The organism is Elusimicrobiota bacterium, assembly GCA_016721625.1.
In the GTDB taxonomy this organism is placed as follows: Bacteria; Elusimicrobiota; Elusimicrobia; order FEN-1173; family FEN-1173; genus JADKHR01.
This window is the reverse complement of sequence record JADKHR010000001.1, coordinates 1,522,222-1,543,912: the sequence shown is the minus strand read 5'-3', so window position 1 is coordinate 1,543,912 and position 21,691 is coordinate 1,522,222. Positions and strand designations below refer to the sequence as shown.

Annotated in this window: 21 protein-coding genes; 4 read left to right on the top strand and 17 right to left on the bottom strand. The window is 59.5% G+C overall.

Features of this window, described 5'->3' with window-relative positions:
• Positions 1-33 precede the first annotated feature (33 nt).
• Genes IPP35_06650 through IPP35_06640 form a run of 3 tightly spaced genes read right to left on the bottom strand, consistent with a single transcriptional unit; the run spans position 34 to position 3,392 of the window.
• Positions 34-969, bottom strand: coding sequence for an EAL domain-containing protein (locus IPP35_06650; GenBank protein ID MBL0058776.1), 936 nt, complete (start codon positions 967-969; stop codon positions 34-36).
• A complete protein-coding gene (locus tag IPP35_06645; GenBank protein ID MBL0058775.1) occupies positions 966-2,258 on the bottom strand; it encodes a diguanylate cyclase in 1,293 nt (430 codons plus the stop codon). The genes IPP35_06650 and IPP35_06645 overlap by 4 nt, the downstream gene beginning before the upstream one ends.
• Positions 2,259-3,392 (bottom strand): FIST C-terminal domain-containing protein, encoded by a 1,134-nt coding sequence (locus tag IPP35_06640; GenBank protein ID MBL0058774.1) that lies wholly within the window; start codon positions 3,390-3,392, stop codon positions 2,259-2,261.
• An 89-nt stretch (positions 3,393-3,481) separates the two neighbouring features.
• On the opposite strand from IPP35_06640, the gene IPP35_06635 reads away from it, so the two are divergent.
• The 3 genes from IPP35_06635 to IPP35_06625 are packed head-to-tail and all read left to right on the top strand — an operon-like array spanning position 3,482 to position 6,526.
• Positions 3,482-4,300 carry an acyltransferase gene (locus IPP35_06635; protein MBL0058773.1) on the top strand — a complete coding sequence of 273 codons (819 nt, stop codon included), beginning with the start codon at positions 3,482-3,484 and terminating at the stop codon, positions 4,298-4,300.
• The gene (mutY, locus tag IPP35_06630) at positions 4,297-5,319 is read left to right on the top strand and encodes an A/G-specific adenine glycosylase (GenBank protein ID MBL0058772.1); all 1,023 of its coding nucleotides are present in this window, start codon (positions 4,297-4,299) and stop codon (positions 5,317-5,319) included. Before IPP35_06635 ends, mutY begins: the two co-directional genes overlap by 4 nt.
• Positions 5,312-6,526 (top strand): M24 family metallopeptidase, encoded by a 1,215-nt coding sequence (locus IPP35_06625; GenBank protein MBL0058771.1) that lies wholly within the window; start codon positions 5,312-5,314, stop codon positions 6,524-6,526. The genes mutY and IPP35_06625 overlap by 8 nt, the downstream gene beginning before the upstream one ends.
• Here the strand turns inward: IPP35_06625 and phoU (IPP35_06620) are convergent.
• From phoU (IPP35_06620) to IPP35_06595, 6 genes are all read right to left on the bottom strand, one after another.
• A complete protein-coding gene (gene phoU, locus IPP35_06620) occupies positions 6,523-7,191 on the bottom strand; it encodes a phosphate signaling complex protein PhoU (protein MBL0058770.1) in 669 nt (222 codons plus the stop codon). The two genes, IPP35_06625 and phoU (IPP35_06620), sit on opposite strands and share 4 nt — an antisense overlap.
• 72 nt (positions 7,192-7,263) lie before the next feature.
• On the bottom strand, positions 7,264-8,061 hold the full coding sequence (pstB, locus tag IPP35_06615; GenBank protein MBL0058769.1) for a phosphate ABC transporter ATP-binding protein: 798 nt from the start codon (positions 8,059-8,061) through the stop codon (positions 7,264-7,266).
• Between the two features lie 7 nt (positions 8,062-8,068).
• Complete coding sequence (locus IPP35_06610; GenBank protein MBL0058768.1) at positions 8,069-8,836, bottom strand: phosphate ABC transporter ATP-binding protein; 768 nt, start codon at positions 8,834-8,836, stop codon at positions 8,069-8,071.
• Positions 8,833-9,741 carry a phosphate ABC transporter permease PstA gene (gene pstA, locus IPP35_06605; GenBank protein ID MBL0058767.1) on the bottom strand — a complete coding sequence of 303 codons (909 nt, stop codon included), beginning with the start codon at positions 9,739-9,741 and terminating at the stop codon, positions 8,833-8,835. The genes IPP35_06610 and pstA (IPP35_06605) overlap by 4 nt, the downstream gene beginning before the upstream one ends.
• On the bottom strand, positions 9,738-10,676 hold the full coding sequence (pstC, locus tag IPP35_06600) for a phosphate ABC transporter permease subunit PstC (GenBank protein ID MBL0058766.1): 939 nt from the start codon (positions 10,674-10,676) through the stop codon (positions 9,738-9,740). The genes pstA (IPP35_06605) and pstC (IPP35_06600) overlap by 4 nt, the downstream gene beginning before the upstream one ends.
• A complete protein-coding gene (locus IPP35_06595) occupies positions 10,673-11,509 on the bottom strand; it encodes a phosphate ABC transporter substrate-binding protein (GenBank protein ID MBL0058765.1) in 837 nt (278 codons plus the stop codon). The genes pstC (IPP35_06600) and IPP35_06595 overlap by 4 nt, the downstream gene beginning before the upstream one ends.
• A gap of 211 nt (positions 11,510-11,720) precedes the next feature.
• Here IPP35_06595 and IPP35_06590 point away from each other — a divergent pair, with 211 nt between their 5' ends.
• Positions 11,721-13,235 (top strand): Ppx/GppA family phosphatase, encoded by a 1,515-nt coding sequence (locus IPP35_06590; GenBank protein MBL0058764.1) that lies wholly within the window; start codon positions 11,721-11,723, stop codon positions 13,233-13,235.
• 4 nt (positions 13,236-13,239) lie between these two features.
• On the opposite strand, the gene IPP35_06585 is transcribed toward IPP35_06590, so the two are convergent.
• The 8 genes from IPP35_06585 to IPP35_06550 all read right to left on the bottom strand — a co-directional run bounded on the left by IPP35_06585 (position 13,240) and on the right by IPP35_06550 (position 21,681).
• Positions 13,240-13,539, bottom strand: a complete 300-nt coding sequence (locus tag IPP35_06585) for a hypothetical protein (GenBank protein ID MBL0058763.1) — start codon at positions 13,537-13,539, stop codon at positions 13,240-13,242.
• A 171-nt stretch (positions 13,540-13,710) separates the two neighbouring features.
• Positions 13,711-15,837: a polyphosphate kinase 1 gene (gene ppk1 / locus IPP35_06580; protein MBL0058762.1), complete on the bottom strand. Its 2,127-nt coding sequence runs from the start codon at positions 15,835-15,837 to the stop codon at positions 13,711-13,713.
• 18 nt (positions 15,838-15,855) lie between these two features.
• Positions 15,856-16,539: a phosphate signaling complex protein PhoU gene (gene phoU / locus IPP35_06575; GenBank protein MBL0058761.1), complete on the bottom strand. Its 684-nt coding sequence runs from the start codon at positions 16,537-16,539 to the stop codon at positions 15,856-15,858.
• The gene (pstB, locus tag IPP35_06570) at positions 16,539-17,342 is read right to left on the bottom strand and encodes a phosphate ABC transporter ATP-binding protein (GenBank protein MBL0058760.1); all 804 of its coding nucleotides are present in this window, start codon (positions 17,340-17,342) and stop codon (positions 16,539-16,541) included. Before pstB (IPP35_06570) ends, phoU (IPP35_06575) begins: the two co-directional genes overlap by 1 nt.
• On the bottom strand, positions 17,336-18,259 hold the full coding sequence (pstA, locus tag IPP35_06565; GenBank protein ID MBL0058759.1) for a phosphate ABC transporter permease PstA: 924 nt from the start codon (positions 18,257-18,259) through the stop codon (positions 17,336-17,338). The genes pstB (IPP35_06570) and pstA (IPP35_06565) overlap by 7 nt, the downstream gene beginning before the upstream one ends.
• Positions 18,241-19,245: a phosphate ABC transporter permease subunit PstC gene (pstC, locus tag IPP35_06560; protein MBL0058758.1), complete on the bottom strand. Its 1,005-nt coding sequence runs from the start codon at positions 19,243-19,245 to the stop codon at positions 18,241-18,243. Before pstC (IPP35_06560) ends, pstA (IPP35_06565) begins: the two co-directional genes overlap by 19 nt.
• A 303-nt stretch (positions 19,246-19,548) precedes the next feature.
• Positions 19,549-20,523, bottom strand: a complete 975-nt coding sequence (locus tag IPP35_06555) for a PstS family phosphate ABC transporter substrate-binding protein (protein ID MBL0058757.1) — start codon at positions 20,521-20,523, stop codon at positions 19,549-19,551.
• A 24-nt stretch (positions 20,524-20,547) separates the two neighbouring features.
• Entirely contained in the window at positions 20,548-21,681 is a 1,134-nt protein-coding gene (locus tag IPP35_06550) for a putative porin (protein MBL0058756.1), read from the bottom strand.
• Positions 21,682-21,691: the final 10 nt, after the last annotated feature.

The following is a 21,691-nucleotide window of genomic DNA, read 5'->3' as shown; positions in this document are numbered from 1 at the left end:
CGGCGTCCCGGGGAGAGAATTATAGCAGGTGGGTCAAGAGGGTTTTGATTTGGGGAGAAGGGGCGCGATGTCTTTGGCGGGCATGGGGCGGCCCAGGAGGTACCCCTGGGCTTCCTCGCAACCTTGGTCTCTTAAAAACTTCAATTGTTCTTCTGTCTCCACCCCTTCCGCCACCACCGTGAGACCCAGGCTGTGGGCGATGCCGATGATGGCGTTGGTGATCGCGGTGTTGTCTTTCACCTTCGGAACGCCCTGAACGAACCCGCGGTCGATTTTCAAGGTGTTCAAAGGGAAGAGCCGCAGGCAACTGAGCGAGGAATATCCCACGCCGAAATCGTCGATGGAAATCCGCAGGCCCATTTCCCGTAAACTTCGGAGGATTTTGACGGACTGATCCACATCGTGCATGGCGGCGCCTTCGGTGATCTCCAGTTCCAGGGGAAAGCCGGAACTCCGGCACTTGGCCAGGGTGGCGCCGATCATGGTGAGCAAGTTCTGTTGTTGAAACTGGCGCGGAGAAAAATTGATCGCAATGCCGACCGGGGCATGTCCGGCTTCGTGCCATTTTCTCGTTTGCTCGCAGACTTCGTTCATGACCCAATCCCCCACGTTCAAGATGAGCCCGGTTTCTTCCGCCACGGGAATAAATTCCAAGGGCGACACCATTCCGCGCTGGGGGTGGTTCCATCGGATCAAAGCCTCCAAACTGAGGATGCGAGCGTCCGCGATGCTGAAGATGGGTTGATAATACAACTGCAGTTCCCCGCGCTCGGCGGCGTGGCGGAGTTCGGTTTCGACCCGGAGCTTGGAGACCAGGCGGGAATAGGTTTCACGGCTGAACAGTTCCTGGCAGTTTTTTCCGGCATGTTTGGCCCGTTGCATGGCGCTCTCCGCCTCATTCAAAAGGACCTCCGCGCTGGAGGAGTCGAAACTGTTCAAAATAATGCCCATGCTGGCTGTGACGATCACCTCTTCCGGCCCCACGTCGCAGGGGAGGCGATCAGCTCGCGCATGCGCTCGGCGAACACCACGGCCGCGCGGTCGTTGGAAATGCCGTCCAGGAGGATCCCGAACTCGTCGTCTCCCAATCGCGCGACGGTATCGCCGACGCGCGCGAAAGAGCGTAGCCGAGCCGCCACGGTCTGTAACAGCCGGTCGGCGGGTTCATGGCCGACGCGTTCATTGACCGCGCTGAAACGGTCTAAATCCACGTAGAGCACGGCGAACAAATATCCCGGCTGGCGTTTGACGCGATCGAGCACGTTCGTTAACCGGTCGATGAAAAGACTTCGGTTGGCGAGGCCGGTGACCTTGTCGTGAAACCCCTCGTGGCGCAGCCGTTCTTCGGCTTCTTTGCGAGGCGTGATGTCGGTCTGGGACCCCACGATGCGGTAGGCCGCGCCGGCCGTGTCGCGCACGGCAATGCCGCGCGTGGTGACCCAGCGATAACTGGTGTCCCGATGCCGAATTCGGTAATCGATCTCCACCGTGTCTTTCCCGTTCTCTCCCAATTGGGTGAGCGCGCGTTTGACCGGTTCCACGTCGTCCGGGTGAATGCGGTCCCACCAAGCGCCGGTGTGGTTCTCGAGTTCGCCATCGCCATAACCCAAAATATTTTTCCAGCGCGGCGAAAAATAAATGTGGTTGGTGGGCAGATTCCAGTCCCAAAGGCCGTCGTTGGCCGCGCGGGCGGCGAGCGCGTACCGTTCCTCAGAGGCCTTCAGCGCCTCGAGCGCGGCTTTCCGGCCGGTCATGTCGCGAATCAGGACGATCATTTGTTCGTCTTCGGTCGGCCGGACGCGCGCTTCGTAGAACGCGAGGCCCGCCTGGGACAGGAAGGCGTATTCCAGCGTCGCCGCCGCCTGGGTGTCGCGCGCGCGAGCCAGCGTAACCTCGAAACGCCGGCCAATCTCCTCATTTGGAAATTCCGTCAAAGATTTACCGAGCCAATAACCCGGACTCTGGCCCGTTCCGGAGAGGGCGGCTCCGTTCGCCTCCACAATAACGCCAGCGGGAGTGACCACAAAAAAGATGTCCGGGAAGGTTTCGAAAATGGCGCGGATCTGAGCGTTGCGTTTAGTGATTTCATGGGAGTTGAGGTCGGCGGTTCGTTCGAGAAGTTTTCGATTCCGATCCTCTTGCAGGAGGCTTTCGTTCATGGAGCGCACCAGGCGACGCCACAAGACACCCACGGGGCCCTGGCGGTTCTTAAAGAGTTTCTTGTACTGACTTTTTATGAGGTCGTGAACTTTCGCCATTCAATCCTCCGAAAAAGCGGTGATCGTCATCGTTTGGTTATGGAGCTCGCCACCGGCCCCCCCCTCGAAGGGGGCGAACTGGGCGTAGGCGTGGAAACCAGCCATGGCGGTGGTCTGGCCCAACCCCCGGTTCAGCGTAACGATTTCCTCTTCCGTTCGGTGTCGAAGAACCATCTTCCGTCCCACACCGCTGACCAAGACCGCGAGGTTCGGGCTGGATCCGCCGAGTTGACCTAAAATCCGGGCCGCCGCCTGAACGGCCCCGTCGATTAATCGGTCGAAGCTCACTTTTAGCAGGCGAGTGAAATATCCCCTGGGCATGTTTCCGCCGAAAGTGAGGCTGTGGTCGGCGTCGTTGACCGCCAGGACGGCCCGTAGGACGCCGGTGCGCCTGGCGGGAGCCCGGAGCCGGAGAGGAAACAAAAGACCTGCCGCCGGAAGCCCTTCCGCTTGGTCGCCGAGGGAATGTTGATAAAGGGTCAAGGCCCGCTGGCCGTCCAACTCGAAAAGCACGTTGTCTTTGGATCGCGTGATCAACCGTTCGGGTCCGAAGGCTTCCCATCCGCTGTGCGACCCGGTGGCCACGTGAAGAGAGGACCCATAAAAACCAACGGCGGCCACGCGGTTGGTCATGGCGGGCCCGTCGGCCATGACCACGGTTTCCCGAAAGAAAGCCCGGTCAGCGGCCAAACCGCCCGTCACGCGAACCCCTGGCGGGAGAGCCGAGACCAGCCCGGCCAAGAGGTCCGCCCCATGGATCTGGACGCCTTCCGCCAACACAAAAACATGGACAAGCCCTTCCGCGGGAAACCGGCGACCCACGCGTTCACCGACCGTTTGGCTTTCCTTGGAATCTTGAAGAGTGTCCGAAACTCCTTGCACGCGGGTTCGGTCGAAGCAAACGGCCGTCAAGACGAGTGAATCCTCATTCACTTCGGTCCCGATGATTTCCCCGGCGGAAGAACAGCCCATCACATACGCCTTCGGATAGGCGCGCCGAAGTTCCTCAAACGTTTCAGGGAGGCGAAGGCGTTCGGGACTTCCGAAAACCAAAACCCACTGGGCCCCTCCCAGGGGACCCAGGGGGGCGGACCACCCGTTCTCGGCGGTCCAAAGGCGCTGTTCCGTCCTCATTTCTTTGGTTTCCCTCCCGTCTCGAATCGTTCTATACTCTTTTAACCCCGGATTCGTATAAAATCAAGGGGAAAGTGGAGGCCCGACCCATGCGAATTTCAGTGGCGCAGACGGATCCTCGGCGAGGCGAAACGGAGGAAAACCGAGCCCGCGCCGAGTCTCTTTTAGAAGGGGTTTCCGCGGACCTTTACGTCCTGCCGGAATTGGCGTTTTCTGGCTACAACTTCACCACCGTGGAGGAGGTCCGCGGGTTGGCGGAACCGGCCTCGGGGGAGAGTTCCCGGTTTTGGACGGATTTCGCCCGGCAGAAAAACGCTCACGTGGTCTACGGATTTCCCGAGGCGGCCGGCGGCCGGGTTTACAACGCGGCCGCGCTCGTGGGCCCCGAGGGGCTCGTGGGGGTTTACCGGAAAGCGCACTTGTTTGGACGGGAAAAACTTTTCTTTTCGCCGGGTAACGACGGATTTCCCGTTTGGGATATTTCGGGGGTCCGGGTGGGAATCTTGATCTGTTTCGATTGGTTTTTCCCTGAGGCCGCGCGGACTTTGGCCTTGGCGGGGGCCGAGGTCCTCCTTCATCCGGCCAATCTCGTTCTCCCGCATTGTCCCGCGGCCATGATCACCCGGTGCCTTGAAAACCGCGTTTTTGCCGCCACGGCGGACCGCGTGGGAACCGAATCCGGGGGGGCCGGCCCAATAACGTTCATCGGACAAAGCCAGATTGTTTCTCCCAACGGCGAGGTTCTGGCACGGCTCCCGTCCACGGAGCCGTCGGTCGCCGTGGTGGAGATCGATTCCGCTTTCGCCCGGGACAAACGCCTTGGCTCCGGTAACAATCTTTTCAGTGAACGTCGCACGGATCTTTATCAGCTCGGGCTGGATTCTGAGAGGACTTCCCCTTCAAATTGAAATTTAATAAAAAGCTTCAGGATTGGTTTGTCCGCAACGGACGCCACGATCTCCCGTGGCGTGGAGAGTTCGACCCGTACCATATCTTGCTTTCGGAATTCATGCTCCAGCAGACCGGGGTGAGCACGGTGCTCCCCTATTTCATCCGTTTCCTGAAAGCCTTTCCGACCCTCGGTCGTTTGGCGTCGGCCCCGCTGGAGCGGGTCTTGGAGCAGTGGGCGGGTTTAGGATACTACGCCCGGGCGCGGAACCTGCAGGCCACGGCCAAGATCCTCGTTGGAAAACATGGCGGCCGTTTGCCCCGGGGGCGGGAAGAGGTCCTGGACCTTCCGGGAGTGGGACCTTACACCGCGGGGGCTCTCCTGTCCTTTGCTTACGACTTGCCGGAACCGCTGGTGGATGGAAACGTCGTCCGGGTCCTTTCCCGGGTTTTCGGCATCAAAGGAGAGGCGCGCCACCCGGCGGTTCTTAAAACAATTTGGGAGAGGGCGCGGGCCCTGGTGCCGGCCAGGGGCGCCCGGGATTTCAACTCCGCCCTCATGGATTTCGGGGCGACCGTCTGCAAACCCGGAATTCCGGAATGCGCCGCTTGTCCCATGACATCGCTTTGCTGGGCCTATCGAAACGGATGGGTGGACCGGCTTCCGGCTTCGCGGCGAAAGGGGGCTCCTCGCGTCGTTCGCCTCCGCGCGTTCCTGGTGGAAAGAGACGGCCGGGTTCTTCTCCGCCGTCGTCCGTCGGGAGGCCTCTGGAGCGGACTCTGGGAACTTCCGATGGAGGAGGGAGCAGGGGCGGCGGGGGTGTGCTCGGTGGGGGGAGAACGGGTGGAGGCGGGAAACCGGTTGGGGAGTTTACGCCACGTTCTATCCCATCGGGACCTCCGGGTGGATCTTTGGGCGGGCGTGGCGACCGGGAAGGCGCCGGGGTATAAATGGGTTCGCCTCTCCGCCGCCCGTGGCATGGCCATCTCCTCGCTGACAAAAAAACTTTTATCGCACGGCGGTGGAAAGAATGGGTAAAGCCGGTTTCTCCCTAAAAACCGTCCAATCCGCTTTGAAAGGCGCGGCTCTGGAGGGGTGGCTCTTCTATTATTTTCAAGCCAACGACCCCATCGCGGCCAGGATTCTCCATCTTCCCGAAGACAAATGGTTCACCCGGCGCTGGTTTTATTTTGTCCCCCGGCGCGGCGCGCCGAAAAAAATTGTCCATCGGGTTGAGCCGGGGTCCCTGGACCATCTTCCGGGGAAGATCGTGGCCTATGGATCCCAGGAGGAACTTCGCTCCGCTTTGGTCCGCGTGCTGGGGAAGGGATCCCGCGTGGCCATGCAGTATTCCCCCCGGGCGGCGGTGCCCTCCATCTCCCGGGTGGATGCCGGGACGCTGGAGTTGATACGGTCACTCGGCGTCAACGTCGTTTCTTCCGGGGACCTCGTGGCGGCGATGGAATCCTCTTTGTCGCCTGCCCAAGCCGATTCCCATGTCCGGGCCGCCCGGGCTCTCCACTCCATCGTTGGAAAGGCCTTTTCTTTCATCGCCCGTTCCGGAAGAACGGATGAGTCTCTGGTTCAGCGCTTCATTCTGGAGGAGTTTCGGCGACGGGGCCTGGTCACGAGCGCGCCTCCCATCGTGGCGGCGGACAAGAACAGTGCTTTCCCCCACTACGCCACGCCTCGGTCGGGTGGGAAAAAAATCGGTCCGGGAAGTTGGGTCCTGTTGGATCTTTGGGCCAAGGAAGATCGACCGGGGGCGATTTACGCTGACATCACCTGGTGCGGTTTCGTAGGGGAACGGGTGCCCGAGAAATACGAGCGAATTTTCAAGATCGTGCGGGACGCCCGGCAGAGGGCTCTCTCCCTCGTCGAATCCCGATTTCACAAGGGTCGACCGTTGAAAGGGTGGGAGGTGGATCGGGCGGCCCGGGGCTTCATTTCTTCAGCGGGTTACGGGCGGTTTTTTCTCCATCGAACGGGCCATTCCATCGGGACGGAAGACCACGCCAACGGCGCCAACATGGACAGTTTGGAGACCTTTGAAACCCGGCGGGTCCTGGCGAACACCGTTTTTTCCATTGAACCCGGGATTTATCTGAAAGACTTCGGGGTTCGGAGCGAAATCAATGTGTGGCTCGACGGATTTTCACCGACCGTCACCGGGGGTTTGTCTCAGGAAACCGTCTTCCCGATAACGGCCGGGGAGAGGATCCAGGCGGGGAAAAGGCCGGGTTAAACTGGATCGCCCTTGTGGTGGCGGATGTCTTTGCCTTGCACCATGAAGATGACGTCTTCGGCGACGTTCGTGGCGTGGTCGCCGATGCGTTCCATGTTGCGGGAAAGGAGAATCAAGTCCACGTATTGAGAGGAACGTTCCGGATCCTTTTTTAAGCGGCCGATCAGGCTGGTCAAGGCTTCCGCTTTCAGCCGGTCTTCCTCTTCGTCTTGGGCCAAGACTTGCCTGGCCAGTTCCACATCCTGGCGCGCGAAGGCGTCCAAAGATTCGCGAAGCATCTTTTGGCTGATCTCGGCCATGCGGGTGAGGAGTGCGACCTCGGGGACCGGGGTTTCTTTCAGAAGATGGTAATGGCAGGTCTGCCCGACGTTGACGGCTTGGTCGGCGATGCGTTCCAGATCGGTGTTGATCTTCATGGCGGCGGTGATCAGGCGCAGATCCACGGCCATGGGCTGGTGCAGGGCGATCAGTTTTAAGCACCGATCGTCGATTTCCAAGTGCATTTGGTTTACCTCATTTTCCAGTTCAAAGACCTCGGCGGTCAGGGCGTCCCGCCGTTCGTAGAGCGCCTTAACGGCTTTCTGGATCATTTCCTCCGCGATGGCGCCCATGCGAAGCAAACGTTCTTTCAACTGCCGTAAATCTTCGTCGAAATGTCGTTCCATTTGTTTCGTTCCTCCCGTGGTCCGCCGCCCCTTGTACAGGGCGAACGGCGTGTGGCTGTTCCCTTTCCCCTCTCAGCCGAATCTTCCGGTGATGTACTGCTCGGTGCGAGTATCTTGGGGACTCGTGAAGAGCCGGCCGGTGGGGCCGAATTCCACGAGCTCTCCCAACAAAAAGTAGGCTGAATTGGAAGACACCCGAGCCGCCTGTTGCATGTTGTGCGTGACGATGATGATCGTATAGCGCTCTTTTAAGTCCACAATCATTTCTTCAATCCGGTGGGTGGCCATGGGGTCCAAGGCCGAACAGGGTTCGTCCATCAAAAGCACGTCGGGTTCCACGGCCAGGAGCCGGGAAATGCAGAGACGTTGCTGTTGTTCCGGTGTGAGCGCCAGGGCCGGCGCCTCCAGCGCGTCCTTGACCTCTTCCCAGAGGCCGGTGGCGCGGAGCGATCGTTCCACGATGTCGTTCAGCGACGACCCCTGGGCCGAGTGGTGGACGCGGGGCCCGAAGGCGATGTTCTCAAAGACCGTGATCGGGAAAGGGTTCGGGCGCTGGAACACCATGCCGACGCGTTTCCGGAGAGAGATCAAATCTGTTTTCGGTGCCAGGATATTCTTCCCGTCCAGGAGGACCTCGCCTTCCACCCGCACGCCGCGGATTAAATCGTTCATGCGGTTAAAGGTTCGCAGTAAGGTGGATTTGCCGCATCCGGAGGGCCCGATGAACGCGGTGATGGCGCGGGGCGGGATGGCCACGTTGATGTTCTTGAGGGCTTGGAAGTTTCCGTAGAAAAGGCTGAGCCCCCAGGTTTCGATGACGGGCAAGACCCCTCCCGAGGCGGGGGGGGCGGGGCGGGGCCCCGTTTTCATGGGGCGTTCAACCGAAGCGTCCGGAGACATAATCCGCCGTCCTTTGTTCATCGGGGTTGGTGAAAAGCCGGCCCGTCTCGCCCACTTCCACCAAATGGCCCATCAAGAGAAACGCCGTCCGGTCCGAGGTGCGGGAGGCCTGTTTGACATTGTTGGTCACCAGAACAATGGACATGTTTTTCTTCAGCCCTTGCATGGCTTCTTCGATCTTCGCCGTGGAAATGGGGTCGAGGCCCGAACAGGGTTCGTCCAGGAGCAACACTTCGGGCCGGAGCATCAGGCTTCGGGCCAGGCAGAGCCGTTGTTGTTGGCCGCCCGAGAGAGCCAAGGCGGAAAGGCCGAGTCGGTCTTTGACCTCGTCCCAGAGAAAGGAGGCGCGGAGGCTCTCTTCCAGCCGTTCCCCGGCGTCGTGTTTGTTTTGAAACCGAAGGCCGAGATTCATGTTGTCTTCAATCGACATGGGGAGGGGCGTCGGCGTGGCGAACACCATGCTCACCCGCCGACGGACCGCCGCCACATCCACCCCGGGACCCAGGATGTTGGCGTCGTCCAGGAGAAGTTCGCCCGACACCGTGAGCCCTTCCTCCAAATCCGTCAGGCGGTTGAGGCACCGGAGGAAGGTGGTTTTGCCGCTTCCGGCGGGGCCGATGATGGCGAGGATTTCGTTTTTTAAAAGAGAAAGACAGACGTCGTTCAGGAGAAGCTTCTCCCCCGCGCGCACCGTGATGTCGCGGGCGCGTATTTTTTCCTCAAGCGGGGGAGTGCTTAAGCTCATCGGCCCCGGAGCCTTCGCCGAATCTTGGAGCGGATGATGATGGCCGTAAAGTTGAGCCCGAAGGTCAGGGCCAGGAGCACCAGCACCGTGGCGTAAAGGATCGGCAAGGTGGCGTCCACGTCGGGGGATTGGGTGGCCAGCACGTAGACGTGGTAGCCCAACTCCATAAACTGGTGGTTGACCCGCGTCGGGAGATAGGGGAGGAAATACGCCGCGCCTGTGAAAAGGATGGGCGCCACTTCTCCCGCGCCCCGGCTCACGGCCAGGATGGTCCCCGTCAAAATCCCGCCCACGGATTGGGGCAGAAGCACGTGCCGGACCATTTGCCAGCGCGTGGCGCCCAGGGAATACGCCACCTCCCGGTGGTTTTGCGGCACCACGCGGAGGGCTTCTTCCGTCGCCACCACCACCGTGGGCAACGTCAACAGCGCCAGGGTGAGGGCCGCCCATAGGATGGCCGGTTGTCCCAGATAAAGGGTTCCCCCGAAGAAGATCTTGTCCAGGCCTCTCCCCAGGAACTGAATGAAAAATCCCAACCCGAAAAGGCCGAACACGATGGCGGGCACCCCCGCCAGGTTCTGGATCGCCAGGCGGACCAAATGCACCCAGCGGGAGCCCTTGGGGGCGTATTCCTGCAGGTAGACGGCCGTGGAGACGCCCAGGGGCACCACGGCCACGGTCATTAAGAGAACCAGGACGGCGGTGCCGAAAATGGCGGGAAAAATGCCGCCTTCCGTCATGCCGCTTTTTGGAGCCTGGGAAAGGAAGGCCCATGAAATGTGGCCCATTCCGTAACGAACCACATTACCCAGGATCAAAACCACGATGAGGGTTAGAGTGAGGCAGGCCAGTCCCGTAAGGACCGTAAAAAAAAGGCTCGTCAGGTTGATCCAACGCCGTTTCATTTTTTCCCCGTCAGTTTGCGGTTCAATCGTCCGACCCAAACCTGGCCCAAGAGGTTGATCAAGAACGTGAAGATGAACAAAAGGACCCCGATGAAAAAGAGCACATGGTAATGGGGGCTTCCCCGCACCACTTCCCCCAACTCCGAGGCCACGGTGGCGGACAGGCTTCGGAATCCGTAGCCCAGATTCCAACTGGGAATGGCCTGGTTGCCGGAAGCCATGAGGACGATCATGGTTTCCCCGATGGCCCGCCCGAACCCCAAAATACCGGCGGCGAAAATGCCGGGGAAGGCCGCGGGGAGAACCACCCGACGGGCGGTTTGCCACGGGGTGGCGCCCAGGGCGATGGCCCCCTGCCGGTAGGCCTGGGGAACCGCGGTTAAGGCGTCTTCGGCCACGGTGAAGACGATGGGGATGACGGCCAGGCCCAGGGCAATCCCGGCGTTCACCGTGTTCAGCCGGTAGTCCAGGTGAAACAGGTCTTGAATCGTGGTGGCCATGACGATGAGAGCCAAGAACCCCAACACCACGGACGGGATTCCGGCCAAAAGTTCGATCACGGGTTTTACGATTTCCCGGAGCCACGGAGGGGCGAATTCCGAGGTGAATAAGGCGGCGCCAAGCGCCAAGGGGAAAGCGAAAACCAACGCCACCAGGGTGACTTTGAGCGTGCCGATGATGAGGGGCCACAGGGAGTATTTTGGGAGTTCCGACACGGGTTGCCACATGTGGCCCGGTGGTTCGCCTTCTTCGGGGACCTGCGCCACGAAAAGTTTTGAGAGGCTGGCCTCTTGCCGGGCTTCCGGGGAGGTGAAAAGAGGCAGGGCCTCTTTCCCGATGAAGACGAAAATCAGGATGAGACCCGCGATGGCCATCCCCGCGCTGACGCGGATTCCCCACTCAATCAACTGTTCCAGGATCGGGGGGCGGTTCATTTTTTGTTTCCCGGGCGGACGGGGTAATAGCCCACTTTAGATACGATGGCCTGTCCCTCCGGGCTCAAAACGAAATCGATGAAATCCTTCAGCGGTCCTTCGGCGGGGCCCCGCAGATAGAAATAAAGGTTCCGGCTCACGGGATAGCTTCCGTCCAGGATGTGTTTCTCGTCGGGGGGAATGCCAGGGCTCCCGTCGCCGGGTTGGATCGGGCAAAATCGGATGCCTTTGGCGTAGGCCGCGCCGCCGTACCCAATGCCGCGTTTGTCCCGGGCCACGGCGTTGGCCACCGAAGCGGTTCCGGGGAGGCATTGGGCGTAGGGGGTAAAATCCTTCTTCTTCAATACGTGTTCCTTGAAGAACTCGTAGGTGCCGGAATTGTTTTCTCGGGAATAGAGAATAATTTTCTGGTCCGCTCCGCCGACCTCGCGCCAGTTGCTCACCTTTCGCCGGTAGATCCGCGCCACCTGTTCCAGCGTGAGCTCATGGACCGGGTTGGCCTCGTTGAGATAGACGGCGATCCCGTCCTTGGCCACGGAAATTTCAACGGGGGGTCGCCCGGTCTTGGCTTCCAGCGCGGCCCGTTCTTTTTCTTTCATGGGGCGGGAGGAGGCGCAGATGTCGGTGGAACCGGCCAGGAGCGCGGCGATTCCCGTGCCGGAACCCCCGCCCGTCACCTGCACCACCACGTCGGCGCGCTCCGCCATGTACCGCTCCGCCCACCTCTGGTTCAAAATGACCATGGTGTCGGACCCTTTCAGGGTCACCGTGGGCGCCGCGCTCAACGGAAAAACCGCGAACAAAAACGAGCAAAGGAATGCGCCTTTCTTCATGGTTCTCCCGTCACGCGAATGGGTCGTCTCCGGAAGAGAAACCAGCGACGACGCCAGAATGTACCACTTTCCCGAGTTGCCTGGAAGGGTCGGCGCACGATGGATTTCCGGTCACCTGCCTTTCCCTGCCTCGTCTAAATTGCGAAAATGTCTCTTATCCCTAGCCCCGAGGCGCGGGGTTCGGTTTCCGAAAACCTGGAGCAATCCTCTCATGCGCATGGCTCTGATTGATCTTGGCACCAACGCGGTTCGGTTCGACGTGGTGGACGTGACGTCGAACGGGACGGCGCGCCGGCTCCATCGGGAACGGCTGGCGGTGCGGTTGGGGGAGGGTGTTTTCCAAACAGGCCGACTGGCCAAGGCGGCCATGGGGCGGACCCTGGCGGCCTTTGAAAGCTTTCAAAAAACCTGCCGAAATTTGAGCGTGGCCCGTGTCACGGCCTTCGGAACGAGCGCCCTGCGGGACTCGGCCAACAGCGACGTGTTCCTCGCTCTCCTTAAACGCCGTACCGGGTTTGATGTGCGAGTTATTTCCGGAAAAGAAGAGGCCCGTCTGATTGCCCAAGGCATCTTGACCCATGAGGAGCGGGACGCCAAGGATATCACCGCCCTGGTGGACATCGGGGGGGGAAGTGTGGAAATCACCCTCTGTCGCGGCCAGCGGATCCTCCGGTCCACCAGTTTTAAATTTGGCGTGGCGCGGCTTCAACAGGTTTATCTGAAAACGGTCCCTCCCCGTCCCGCCCGGGGAGAGCATTCCCCCGTCACCAAACTTCACCGCCATGTCCGGAGCCTGTTAGCCGAAGGCGCTCCCCGGGGCGGCTGGCCGGACGTGTCCAAAATCATCGGGTCGGCGGGCACCATTCGCGCCTTGGACCGGATTCAGCGGACCGCCAAAGGCGGCGCGCTGACGGACAAGTCCCTTCGACGTTGGGCCGAGAGGCTCGCTTCTCTTTCCCGGGCCGGTCTCTCCCGGGTGCCGGGCATGGAACCCAAGCGGATCGATACGATTTTGGCGGGGGCCATCGTGTTGGATGAAATTGTCCAGGCCCTGAGGGCCGAACGGGTGGAACCCACGGATTTCTCTTTGCGGGACGGTATGCTGGAGGAGGAGGTCTCCACGATCCGCCGTGGCGTGGGGACGGCTTTGGATTTCCACCTTAAAGATGTGTTTGAGAAGGCCCGTTTCTGGGGCCAACCGGCGCGTCATCTTCAACATGTGGAAGGGTTTGCCAAGACCCTCTTTGATCGGTTGGCGCCTCTTCACCGCTTGGGCCGAGCCTGGCGGGATTATCTCGTGGCCGCCGCCTGGCTACAGGACGTGGGTGAAGCGGTGAGCCCGGTTCACCACGAGCGCCATTCTTACTACATGATCAAGAACGGAGATTTTCCTGGGGTGGACGCTTGGGAGCTTGAGTTTGTCGCCCAGTTGGTGCTCTGGCACAAGGGGGGGAAATTGGAACGAGAAGAGATCCCGTTCCAAGAGGCTTCCCGCCGCGGGGCGTTCCTTCGCCTTCTCTCTCTACTTCGAATCGTCGACGCCTTAGAGAAACCCCAAGCCCATTTGGTCACGCTTCGAGCCGTCCAGCGGGAACGGGGCCGGGTTTATTTGGATTTGGAAGGTGAACGGTCGGCGGTGGACCTGGCGGTTTTGAGGGTGGAACAAAAAAAAGAACTGTTCGAGAGAGTCTTCCATCTTTCCCTGGCGGCCCGCGCCCGAAAATAAAATACTACGGGAGCGTCTGTCGAAGAGAGGCCAGCCGCGGGGGGGACGTGAGCTCGACCTGGATCCATCCCCCTTTTTTGAGCCGGAGGCGCGCCCCGGTTAAATGTTCCATGGCGATGGGAATCCAGTCCCCGTGGGAACAAATAATCATCAGCGGAGATAAATCCCGCTGAAGAGAATCAACCGCCCGTGCGGTCCGGGTCCGGAACCGAGGATGGCTTTCAAAAAAACCCTGTTCCCTGAACGTGGCCAGCGTTTTAATTTCGACCCCGCAGAGGTCCCCCAGAGGGCCCACCGTTTCCATGCACCGGCGCTGGGGACTCGAATAAATTTTCGGACGGGCTTTTTTTCCGAACTCCTCTAAAAAAAATCCCTCATTCGTTTGGCTTGCGCCTTCCCCTTCCGGCTCAGCCCATTGTCGGCCGCCCGATGTTTCAGCGAGCGGTGGGCGTGGCGGAGGACGATCCAGGTCCGTTCAGGGAAGGGGGGGGATTTCACGGCAAAGGGGGGTGCCTCGATACTCGCGGTGGGCGAGTTCCACGAAGCACGCCTGGGCCCGGACCGGGGAAGGAAGGCGAAGGTAGCTGGGGATCGGACGAACGAGCGAGGGGGAACGTTTTCGCCAGGTGCCTTGGGGGGTCAATTCCCGGGCTTTCACGGTATCGGCCAAATAGATCGGGATCACCACGTCCCGAATGAACCGGCGCAGGCGGTCGTCTAAAATCGGAAAGGCGATTTCCAGGCGCGAAAAAAAATTCCGCGGCATCCAGTCGGCGCTGGAGAGATACATGCGGTTGGAATCGCCAAAATAGAAGATCCGGCTATGTTCCAAAAATTGGTCGACGATGGAGAGAACCCGGATGTTATCGCTCAAGCCTTTGACTCCCGGGATCAGCGAACAAGCCCCCCGCACCATGAGGTCCACCCGGACCCCGGCTTGGGACGCGCGGTAGAGGCTTTCGATGATCCCCTCGTCGACCAACGCGTTGGTTTTGGCGAAAAGAGAGGCGGGGCGCCCGGCGCGCGCGGCCGCGGTTTCCGCCTCGATCAATTGCAAAAGCAGTCGGTGGAGCCGGGCGGGGGCCGGGATGACGGTTTTAAACCCCATCGGGACTTGGCCGTGACAGAGAGCGTCGAAAAATATTTGGGCGTCTTCCCCGTATTCGGGCCGGGCGGTGAGGATGGCCAGGTCTTCGTAGGCGCGCGCCGTGGCGGCGTTGTAATTGCCTGTCGATAGGTGGGTGTATAGACGATCCACGCCGTTTTCCCTCCGCGTCACGAGCGCCACTTTGGCGTGAATTTTGAGCCGACCAAACCCAAACGCCACTTCGACCCCCGCTTTCCGAAGCTCGTCAGCCAGTCGAAGATTGTTCATCTCATCGAAGCGGGCGCGAAGTTCAATGACCACGCGCACCCGTTTTTTTGCCGCCGCGGCGTTTTTCAGCGCCGCGATCACGGGCGAGAGGGCGTCCATGCGATACACCGTCTGTTGAATGGACGTGACGGCCGGGTCTTTGGCGGAGGCTTGAATGAAATTGACGTAACCGTCAAAGCTCTCATAGGGATGGTGCAGAAGGATATCCCGCCCCTGAAGTTCTTTAAAGATCGAGTCCCGCTTGGCCAACGATTGCATGAGAAAAGGTTTGAACGGCGGGGTGGTCAGGCTGGATTCGGAACGAAACCGGGCGGGCAACCGTCCCAGGGCCGACCAGAGGCCGGAAAGATGAAGACTGCCCGGGGCCGGATGAACTTGCCGGGGCGAAAGCCGGAGGGCGGCGACGCACCGTTCCAGGAGATCCAAAACCGCCTCGCCCCCGTATTGGAGCCGAACGGGCCGGCCCCGGTCCCGGGACCCCACGCCGGTTCGGATAATGTCGGGGACCAAGGAGGGATCCTCCTCCGACAGTTCCACCGGAATGTCGCCGTCTCTGGTCAAACGAAAAATGGCGGGGTTACCGGGGAGTCGGAAGGCGGCCCCGGCGTGGCTGAGCAGGAGATCGTCGAGAAAAAAGAGTCGGCAAGGGCCGTTTTCGCCGGCGTGGATGTGCAGGGGCGCAAGACGTCGAGAAACCGGGATCCAGAGGCCGGAGGGAAAAACAACGGCGCATTTTAGGTTTTCCAAAAAACTTAACCGGTTGGGCCGAAACGGTTCCGGCGGGGAGAGGTGAGGCAAAATATCCCGGGAAAAAATCTCCTGCCCGATCCGAAAATTGTCGCTATTCAATTGGGGACGTCGAACCAACTGAATTCCTTTCGCTTCCAACGCCGAAGCCAGCAAGTCTAAGGTTTCGACCTGTTTGGCCGCCAAGGACGTCACCATGTCCAGGAGGGTGTTTCGGGTTTCCAAGAGGTGCCGAGCGGCCCGCCGGTTCCGTTGGGTTCGGATGGAGCGGTCCAAGGAGGCGTAACGGATCATAAAAAATTCGTCAAGGTTGGACGCGGTGATGGCCAGGAATTTCAGGCGTTCGAGCAAGGGGTTGGAACTCGATCGCGCTTCCGCTAAAACGCGTTCGTTGAACTGAAGCCCCCCCAGGTCCCGGTGGATAAATGGGCGGCCAGGGGAACTGAGGAGATGGGGAAGCGTCGGGAGAAACCGGGTCAAGGGGGACGACCGGCTGGGTTAAGTGGACGCTGGGGTTCGGCCCGCCAGGCCTCGGTGCCGGATGTCTTTTCCCAGAACCATGTAGACCACATCTTCGGCGATGTTCGTCGCGTGGTCCCCGATCCGTTCCATGTTCTTGGAAAGCAAAATCAACTCCACAAAAGCCTCCGAGCGCGGGGGGTCGGAGCGGATAAGAGAGATCAACTCCGTCAAGGCCTTGGCCTTGAGCCGGTCTTCCTCCTCGTCCTCGATCAGAACGCGCTGGGCCAGTTGGACGTCCCGCCGCGCGTAGGCGTCCAAACTTTCCCGCAACATTTTCTGGGCGATTTCCGCCATGCGGGTGATCATGGACAGCTGGGGAACCGGGGGTTCTTTGAACAGGTGGTAGTACCCCGTCTGCCCGGCATTGACGGCCATGTCGGCGATGCGTTCCAGATCGCTGTTCACCTTCATGGCGGCGGTCAAGAACCGCAGGTCCACCGCCATGGGTTGATGGAGGGCCAACAGTTTCACCACGGTATCGTCGATCTCCATGTGGAGCCGGTTGGCTTCGTCCTCCATGGAAAAAACTTCTTCGGTCAGGGCGCTGTCCCGCGCGACGAGGGCTTTGACGGTTTTCTGGATCATGGATTCGCAGAGCGCGCCCATGTCCAAAATTTTCTTTTCCAGCGCTTTCAGGTCTTGGTCAAAATGACGGTCCATTATCCGAATCTCCCTGTGATGTAGTCTTCGGTCAGTTTATTCGACGGGTTGGTAAAAATCTTTTCCGTCCGATCGAACTCCGCTAACTCCCCAATGTACATGAAACCGGTAAAATCCGAAACCCGTGCGGCTTGTTGCATGTTGTGGGTGACGATGAGAATGGTCACTCGACTTTTTAGATCGGCCACCAATTCTTCGACTTTGCCCGTGGCAATCGGATCCAGGGCGCTGGTGGGTTCATCGAAGAGGATGATTTCGGGGTCGGTCACCAGGGCGCGGGCGATACAAAGCCTCTGTTGCTGTCCGCCGGAGAGATTGGCGCCCAAGGAATGGAGCCGGTCTTTCACCTCGTCCCACAGCGCCGCGCCGCGCAGGGCCTGTTCCACCCGTTCGGCAATGGCAGAATTTTTAAGGTCTCCTCGAACGCGAAGGCCATAGGCCACGTTCTCGAAGATGGTTTTCGGAAAGGGATTGGCTTTCTGGAAGACCATGCTGATCCGCATACGAACTTCTATGGGATCCACGTCGTTGCCTAAGATATTGATGTTTTCCGGCGAGAGACGAATGTCTCCCTCGTATCGGTTCCCGGGGTACAGGTCGTGCATCCGGTTAAAGCAACGCAGGAGTGTGGTTTTCCCGCATCCCGAGGGGCCGATCAGGGCGGTGACTTTCTTTTCCGGAATGGACAGCGTGATGTTTTTCAACACTTGGTGGGTCCCGTAATAGAAGCTGAGCGCGCTCACGTCCGCTTTGACGGGAGCGCCGGCCAGCACGTTCGCGGGGGCGTTTAAGGTTTCTACCATTTTATCCTCTTTCGGAAACGATATCGAATCCAGATGGCCGCGCCGTTCATGGCAAGCGTCATGGCCATGAGAACCATTCCAGCGGCGGCGGCGTTCAAATGAAAAGATTTTTGGGGTCGGGATATCCAGTTAAAAGCTTGAATCGGCAGGACGGTGTAGGGGGATTTCAACCATTCGAAGGAGATGAAAGGGAAGGTCCCCGTGAAAGGAGAGGCGGGCAGGAAAGCGATAAAGGTAAGAGCGCCGATGGTGATGAGGGGGGCGCTTTCACCGATAGCGCGGGAGAGGCCGATAATAACCCCGGTCAGAATGCCCCCCGCGGAGTAGGGTAAAATATGGTGGCGTACCAACTGCCATTGGGTGGCTCCCACGGCGAAAGCCGCCTCCCGGATGGAGCTCGGAATGGTCCGGATGGCTTCCCGCGTGGCCATGATGACGATGGGCAGGATCAGGAGGGCGAGAGTGAGGCCCGCCGTCAAGACGCTCATGCCGAGTTTAAATTTATAAACGAACAGCCCGAGGGCCATGAGGCCGTACACGATGGAAGGCACGCCCGCCAGGTTGGCGATGTTGATTTCAATCAAGGTGGTCATCCAGTTTTTCGGCGCGTACTCCTCCAAATAGACGCCCGCCGCCACGCCCATGGGGACGGCCGCCAAGGCCGTCACGAACATGACAACGCCGGTGCCCACCCAGGCGGACAGGATCCCGGCCTTTTCCGGAAAACGAGAAGGGAACGCGGAGAGAAAGGCCCAGTTCAGCCGGGATGTCCCGTCCCAGGCCAAATCGATCATCAGAGCCAGGAGCGTGACGACCCCCACCAGGGTCGCCATCAACCCCAGAAGCGAGAACACTTTGTCCGTGCGTTTCCGCCGTGCAATATCTTTGCGAAGGGCCATTAGTATTTCTCCCGGAATCGTTTGCGCAAAACATGCCCGCCGATATTGAACACCAGGGTCATCAGCATCAGCGTGAGACCCGCCGCAAAAATCGTTTGGTAACCCAAACTTCCGTGAGGGAGATCCCCCAGGGAGACCTGTACGATATAAGCCGTGATGGTGGCCGCGGGTTGGAGCGGATTAAACGTGAGGTTGGGTTGCATGCCGGCGGCGATGGCGACCACCATGGTCTCCCCGATGGCGCGGGAAAAACCCAGCACATAAGCCGAGGCCACGCCGCTCAAGGCGGCCGGAAAGACGACCCGGACAGAGGTTTGAAACCGGGTGGCGCCCATAGCGTAGCTGGCTTCGCGCAAGTGCATGGGCACGGCCCGCATGGCGTCCTCGGAAAGAGAACTCACATAGGGAATGATCATCACCCCGATCACGAGCCCGGCCGACAGCATGTTGAAGCCGGGAAGAGAGGGGATGAGATGTTTGAGAAGCGGGGTCACGAAAAGAAGGGCGAAATATCCGTAAACGACCGTCGGAACGGCCGTCAACAGTTCTAAAAATGGTTTCACTATTTCCCGGACCCGATGGGGAGCGTATTCCGAAAGGTAAAGGGCGGTCACTGTCCCCACGGGAAGAGCCAAGCAAAGCGCGACGGCGGCCACGGTGGCCGTTCCGGCCACCAGAGGCATAATGCCGTAATGGGCGTCGTCGAAAAGCGGGGTCCACTGGGGGTCGGTCAGAAAGTTCAGGAGAGGGACCTGACGGAAAAAAGAGATGGATTCAAACCCCAATATGCCCACAATGCCCAAGGTGATGGCAATAGAAGAGGCCGCGGCCACGAAGAGGCCCGCTTGGATGGCCCTTTCCCTCCACCGTTGGAGCCGTCCGGGGCCTTTGCGCCGAGGAAGGGTGGGAAGGGGGGACTCCGTTTTTGGCGCGGGCGAGGGCGCCAAGCGGGGCGCAAGACTTCCGCGATTCTTTAGAGGGAATGAATAGGTTTTTTGGCTCATGGTCGCCCGGTTAAAAGCTGACGTGTCTAATTCCGTTTTCATTTTAACACCTTTGCAGAACCTCCGGTGGCCGGGGGTTCAACAAAGGTCCCCGCTCCTCCCAGGGCAGGCGTTCTGGGAAGGAGCGGGGCCTTCGCCCTAAACCCGAACAATTCAGTTGCCCACGGGATTCGACGTAAAATCTGACCCTTTTTTCTTCACAAAAAAGTTCGACCGTAGTCCCAGCTACGCTCTCACTTTTTTGTTTCGTAAAAAGGGCCATCTTTTCCGTCTCGGTCCTCGCGTGCAACTGAATTATCCGGGTTAAGATTTTGGACGACGGTTCAAGATGTCTGAGATGGAGACGCCGACTTCGGCTTTGCCGCCGAAAGCGGTGCCGGTTTGGCCCTTCTGAAACCGATCCTCCACGCCGGTGTATTCCGCCGCGGGGAGAGGAACATATTTCACTTCGCTGACCAGCTCCGCCGCTTGACGGAGGTAGAACTCGACGTAGCGTTTCACTTCCGGTCGCCGAGCGGCTTTTTTGGCGACGTAGATGAAGATCGGCCGCGACAGGGGGGCGTACGAACCGCTCTTCACGGTTTCCATCGAAGGCAAGACCCCGCCTTTTCCACCGTTCACCGCCACGGCTTGGAGTTTGTCCGTGTTCTCCACATAGTAGGCCAAGCCGAAATACCCCAACCCTCCCTCGTCGCTGGAAACGCCTTGAACCAAGACGTTGTCATCTTCCGACGCCGTGAAATCGCCCCGGCTGGATTTGGCTTTGCCCACGATGGCTTCCGTGAAGTAGTCGAAGGTCCCGGAATCGGCTCCCGGGCCATAGAGCTTCAAGGGTTTGTCCGGCCAAGCGGCATTCACCTGTTTCCAGGTTTTAATGGTTCCTTGGGCGGCCGGTTCCCATATTTTTTTCAATTCCGCCACGGTCATGGTTTTCGCCCAGGTGTTTTTGGGGTTGATCACGACGGTCAAGGCATCGAAGGCCATGGGGAGCTCGATGTATTGAATGCCGGCGTCCAAACAGGCGTCCATCTCTTTACGGAGGATGGGGCGGGAGGCGTCGGAGATGTCGGTTTCCCCTCGGCAGAATTTCTTGAATCCGCCGCCGGTACCGGAAATGCCCACGGTGACCTGGGTCGGTTCCGTCTTCATGAATTCTTCGGACACGGCTTCCGTGATGGGGAACACGGTGCTGGATCCGTCGATTTTAATCACGTTTTTTTCGGCCTTGAGGCCGGGAACCCAGGCGAGGATCAAAGCCCCCGCCAGAAAATATCGCATGGTCTTAAACATTTTATTCTCCTTTTAGAACTTGACTTGAAGGTCGATCTGCGCCAGTTGAATGTCTTTCTTCGTTCCGTTGATGGCCTTGGTGTCGAAGTACTTGGCCTTCAATTGAGCGCCGTCGGTGACCCCGTAGGCCAACCAGTAAATATTGCCCACTCGGTTGGTGCCGGGAAAGTCCGAGTCCGCGATATCGTCCTCGGTGGAGTCTTTTCCGGAAGATTTGCGGAAGAAGGCGACTTCCCACCCGCTCTTCCGGTCGGCTTTACCCAAAATTCCGCCGGTCTGGTAACCGGTGTTGTCATTGGGCGTGATCGTTTCCCGCGAGGCAGTGTTCTTAATGTAAGTCCCTTGGATTGACAGCGGGAGGTCCACGGCTGGCAGGGTGGTGAAGAATTCACCCGTCAGCTCCGCCACCCGGATGTCGTTGGGGAAGGTGTTGGTCCCCTGGGCCTTGCCCGGAGCCGCCGTGATCGTGCGGGAGGACTCGTTGACGAAGTCGTGAATGGCCCCCGCCAGGGTGATCCTGGAGTCCATGGGGGTGGGAACGATGACGCCGACCTGGTTGGAGAACAGATACTGGGGTTTGTTGTAAGCGCCCGACCCGGCCACGTCTTCGTTGATCACGGATTGGAGACCGTTAAAGAACACGCGCGTATTCCCCAGGGGGATCTTGAAGCTTTCGGCCAATCCTTCCGGGTTGTAATCCGTGTCCCAGACGATGTCGGAGGCATAGGCTTGCCACAGGGGGTTCTTCATACGCCCGCCGTACAGGGTCAAGACATCGATGGGCTTAAATTCTAAATAAGCCATGTCGATCCAGACCTGCTTTTGGGAGGCGTTATTCCCCATGGTTTGGTTGGTGGAGGTCTGCTCTCCGGTGCCCGAGGCGAGCTGGGTCTTGACGCTCAATTTCGGATCGATCTTGTAATTCATTCCCACCCGGAGCCGATACCGTTGGCGGTTGTTGGTTTTGTTGGCGCTCGTGGTCGCGCCTTCTTCCGTTTTGGATTCCTGGCGGAGCCTTAAATCTCCTTTGATTTCCAGTTCCCCGGCCGCGCCGAGTTTGATGTCGGCGGCTTGAACGGAGCCGGCCAGTGCCAGCGCCGCCGCGACCAAATATCCGGCCGCTTTTCCCTTATGAATGGTAGGCATTTCGTTTTTC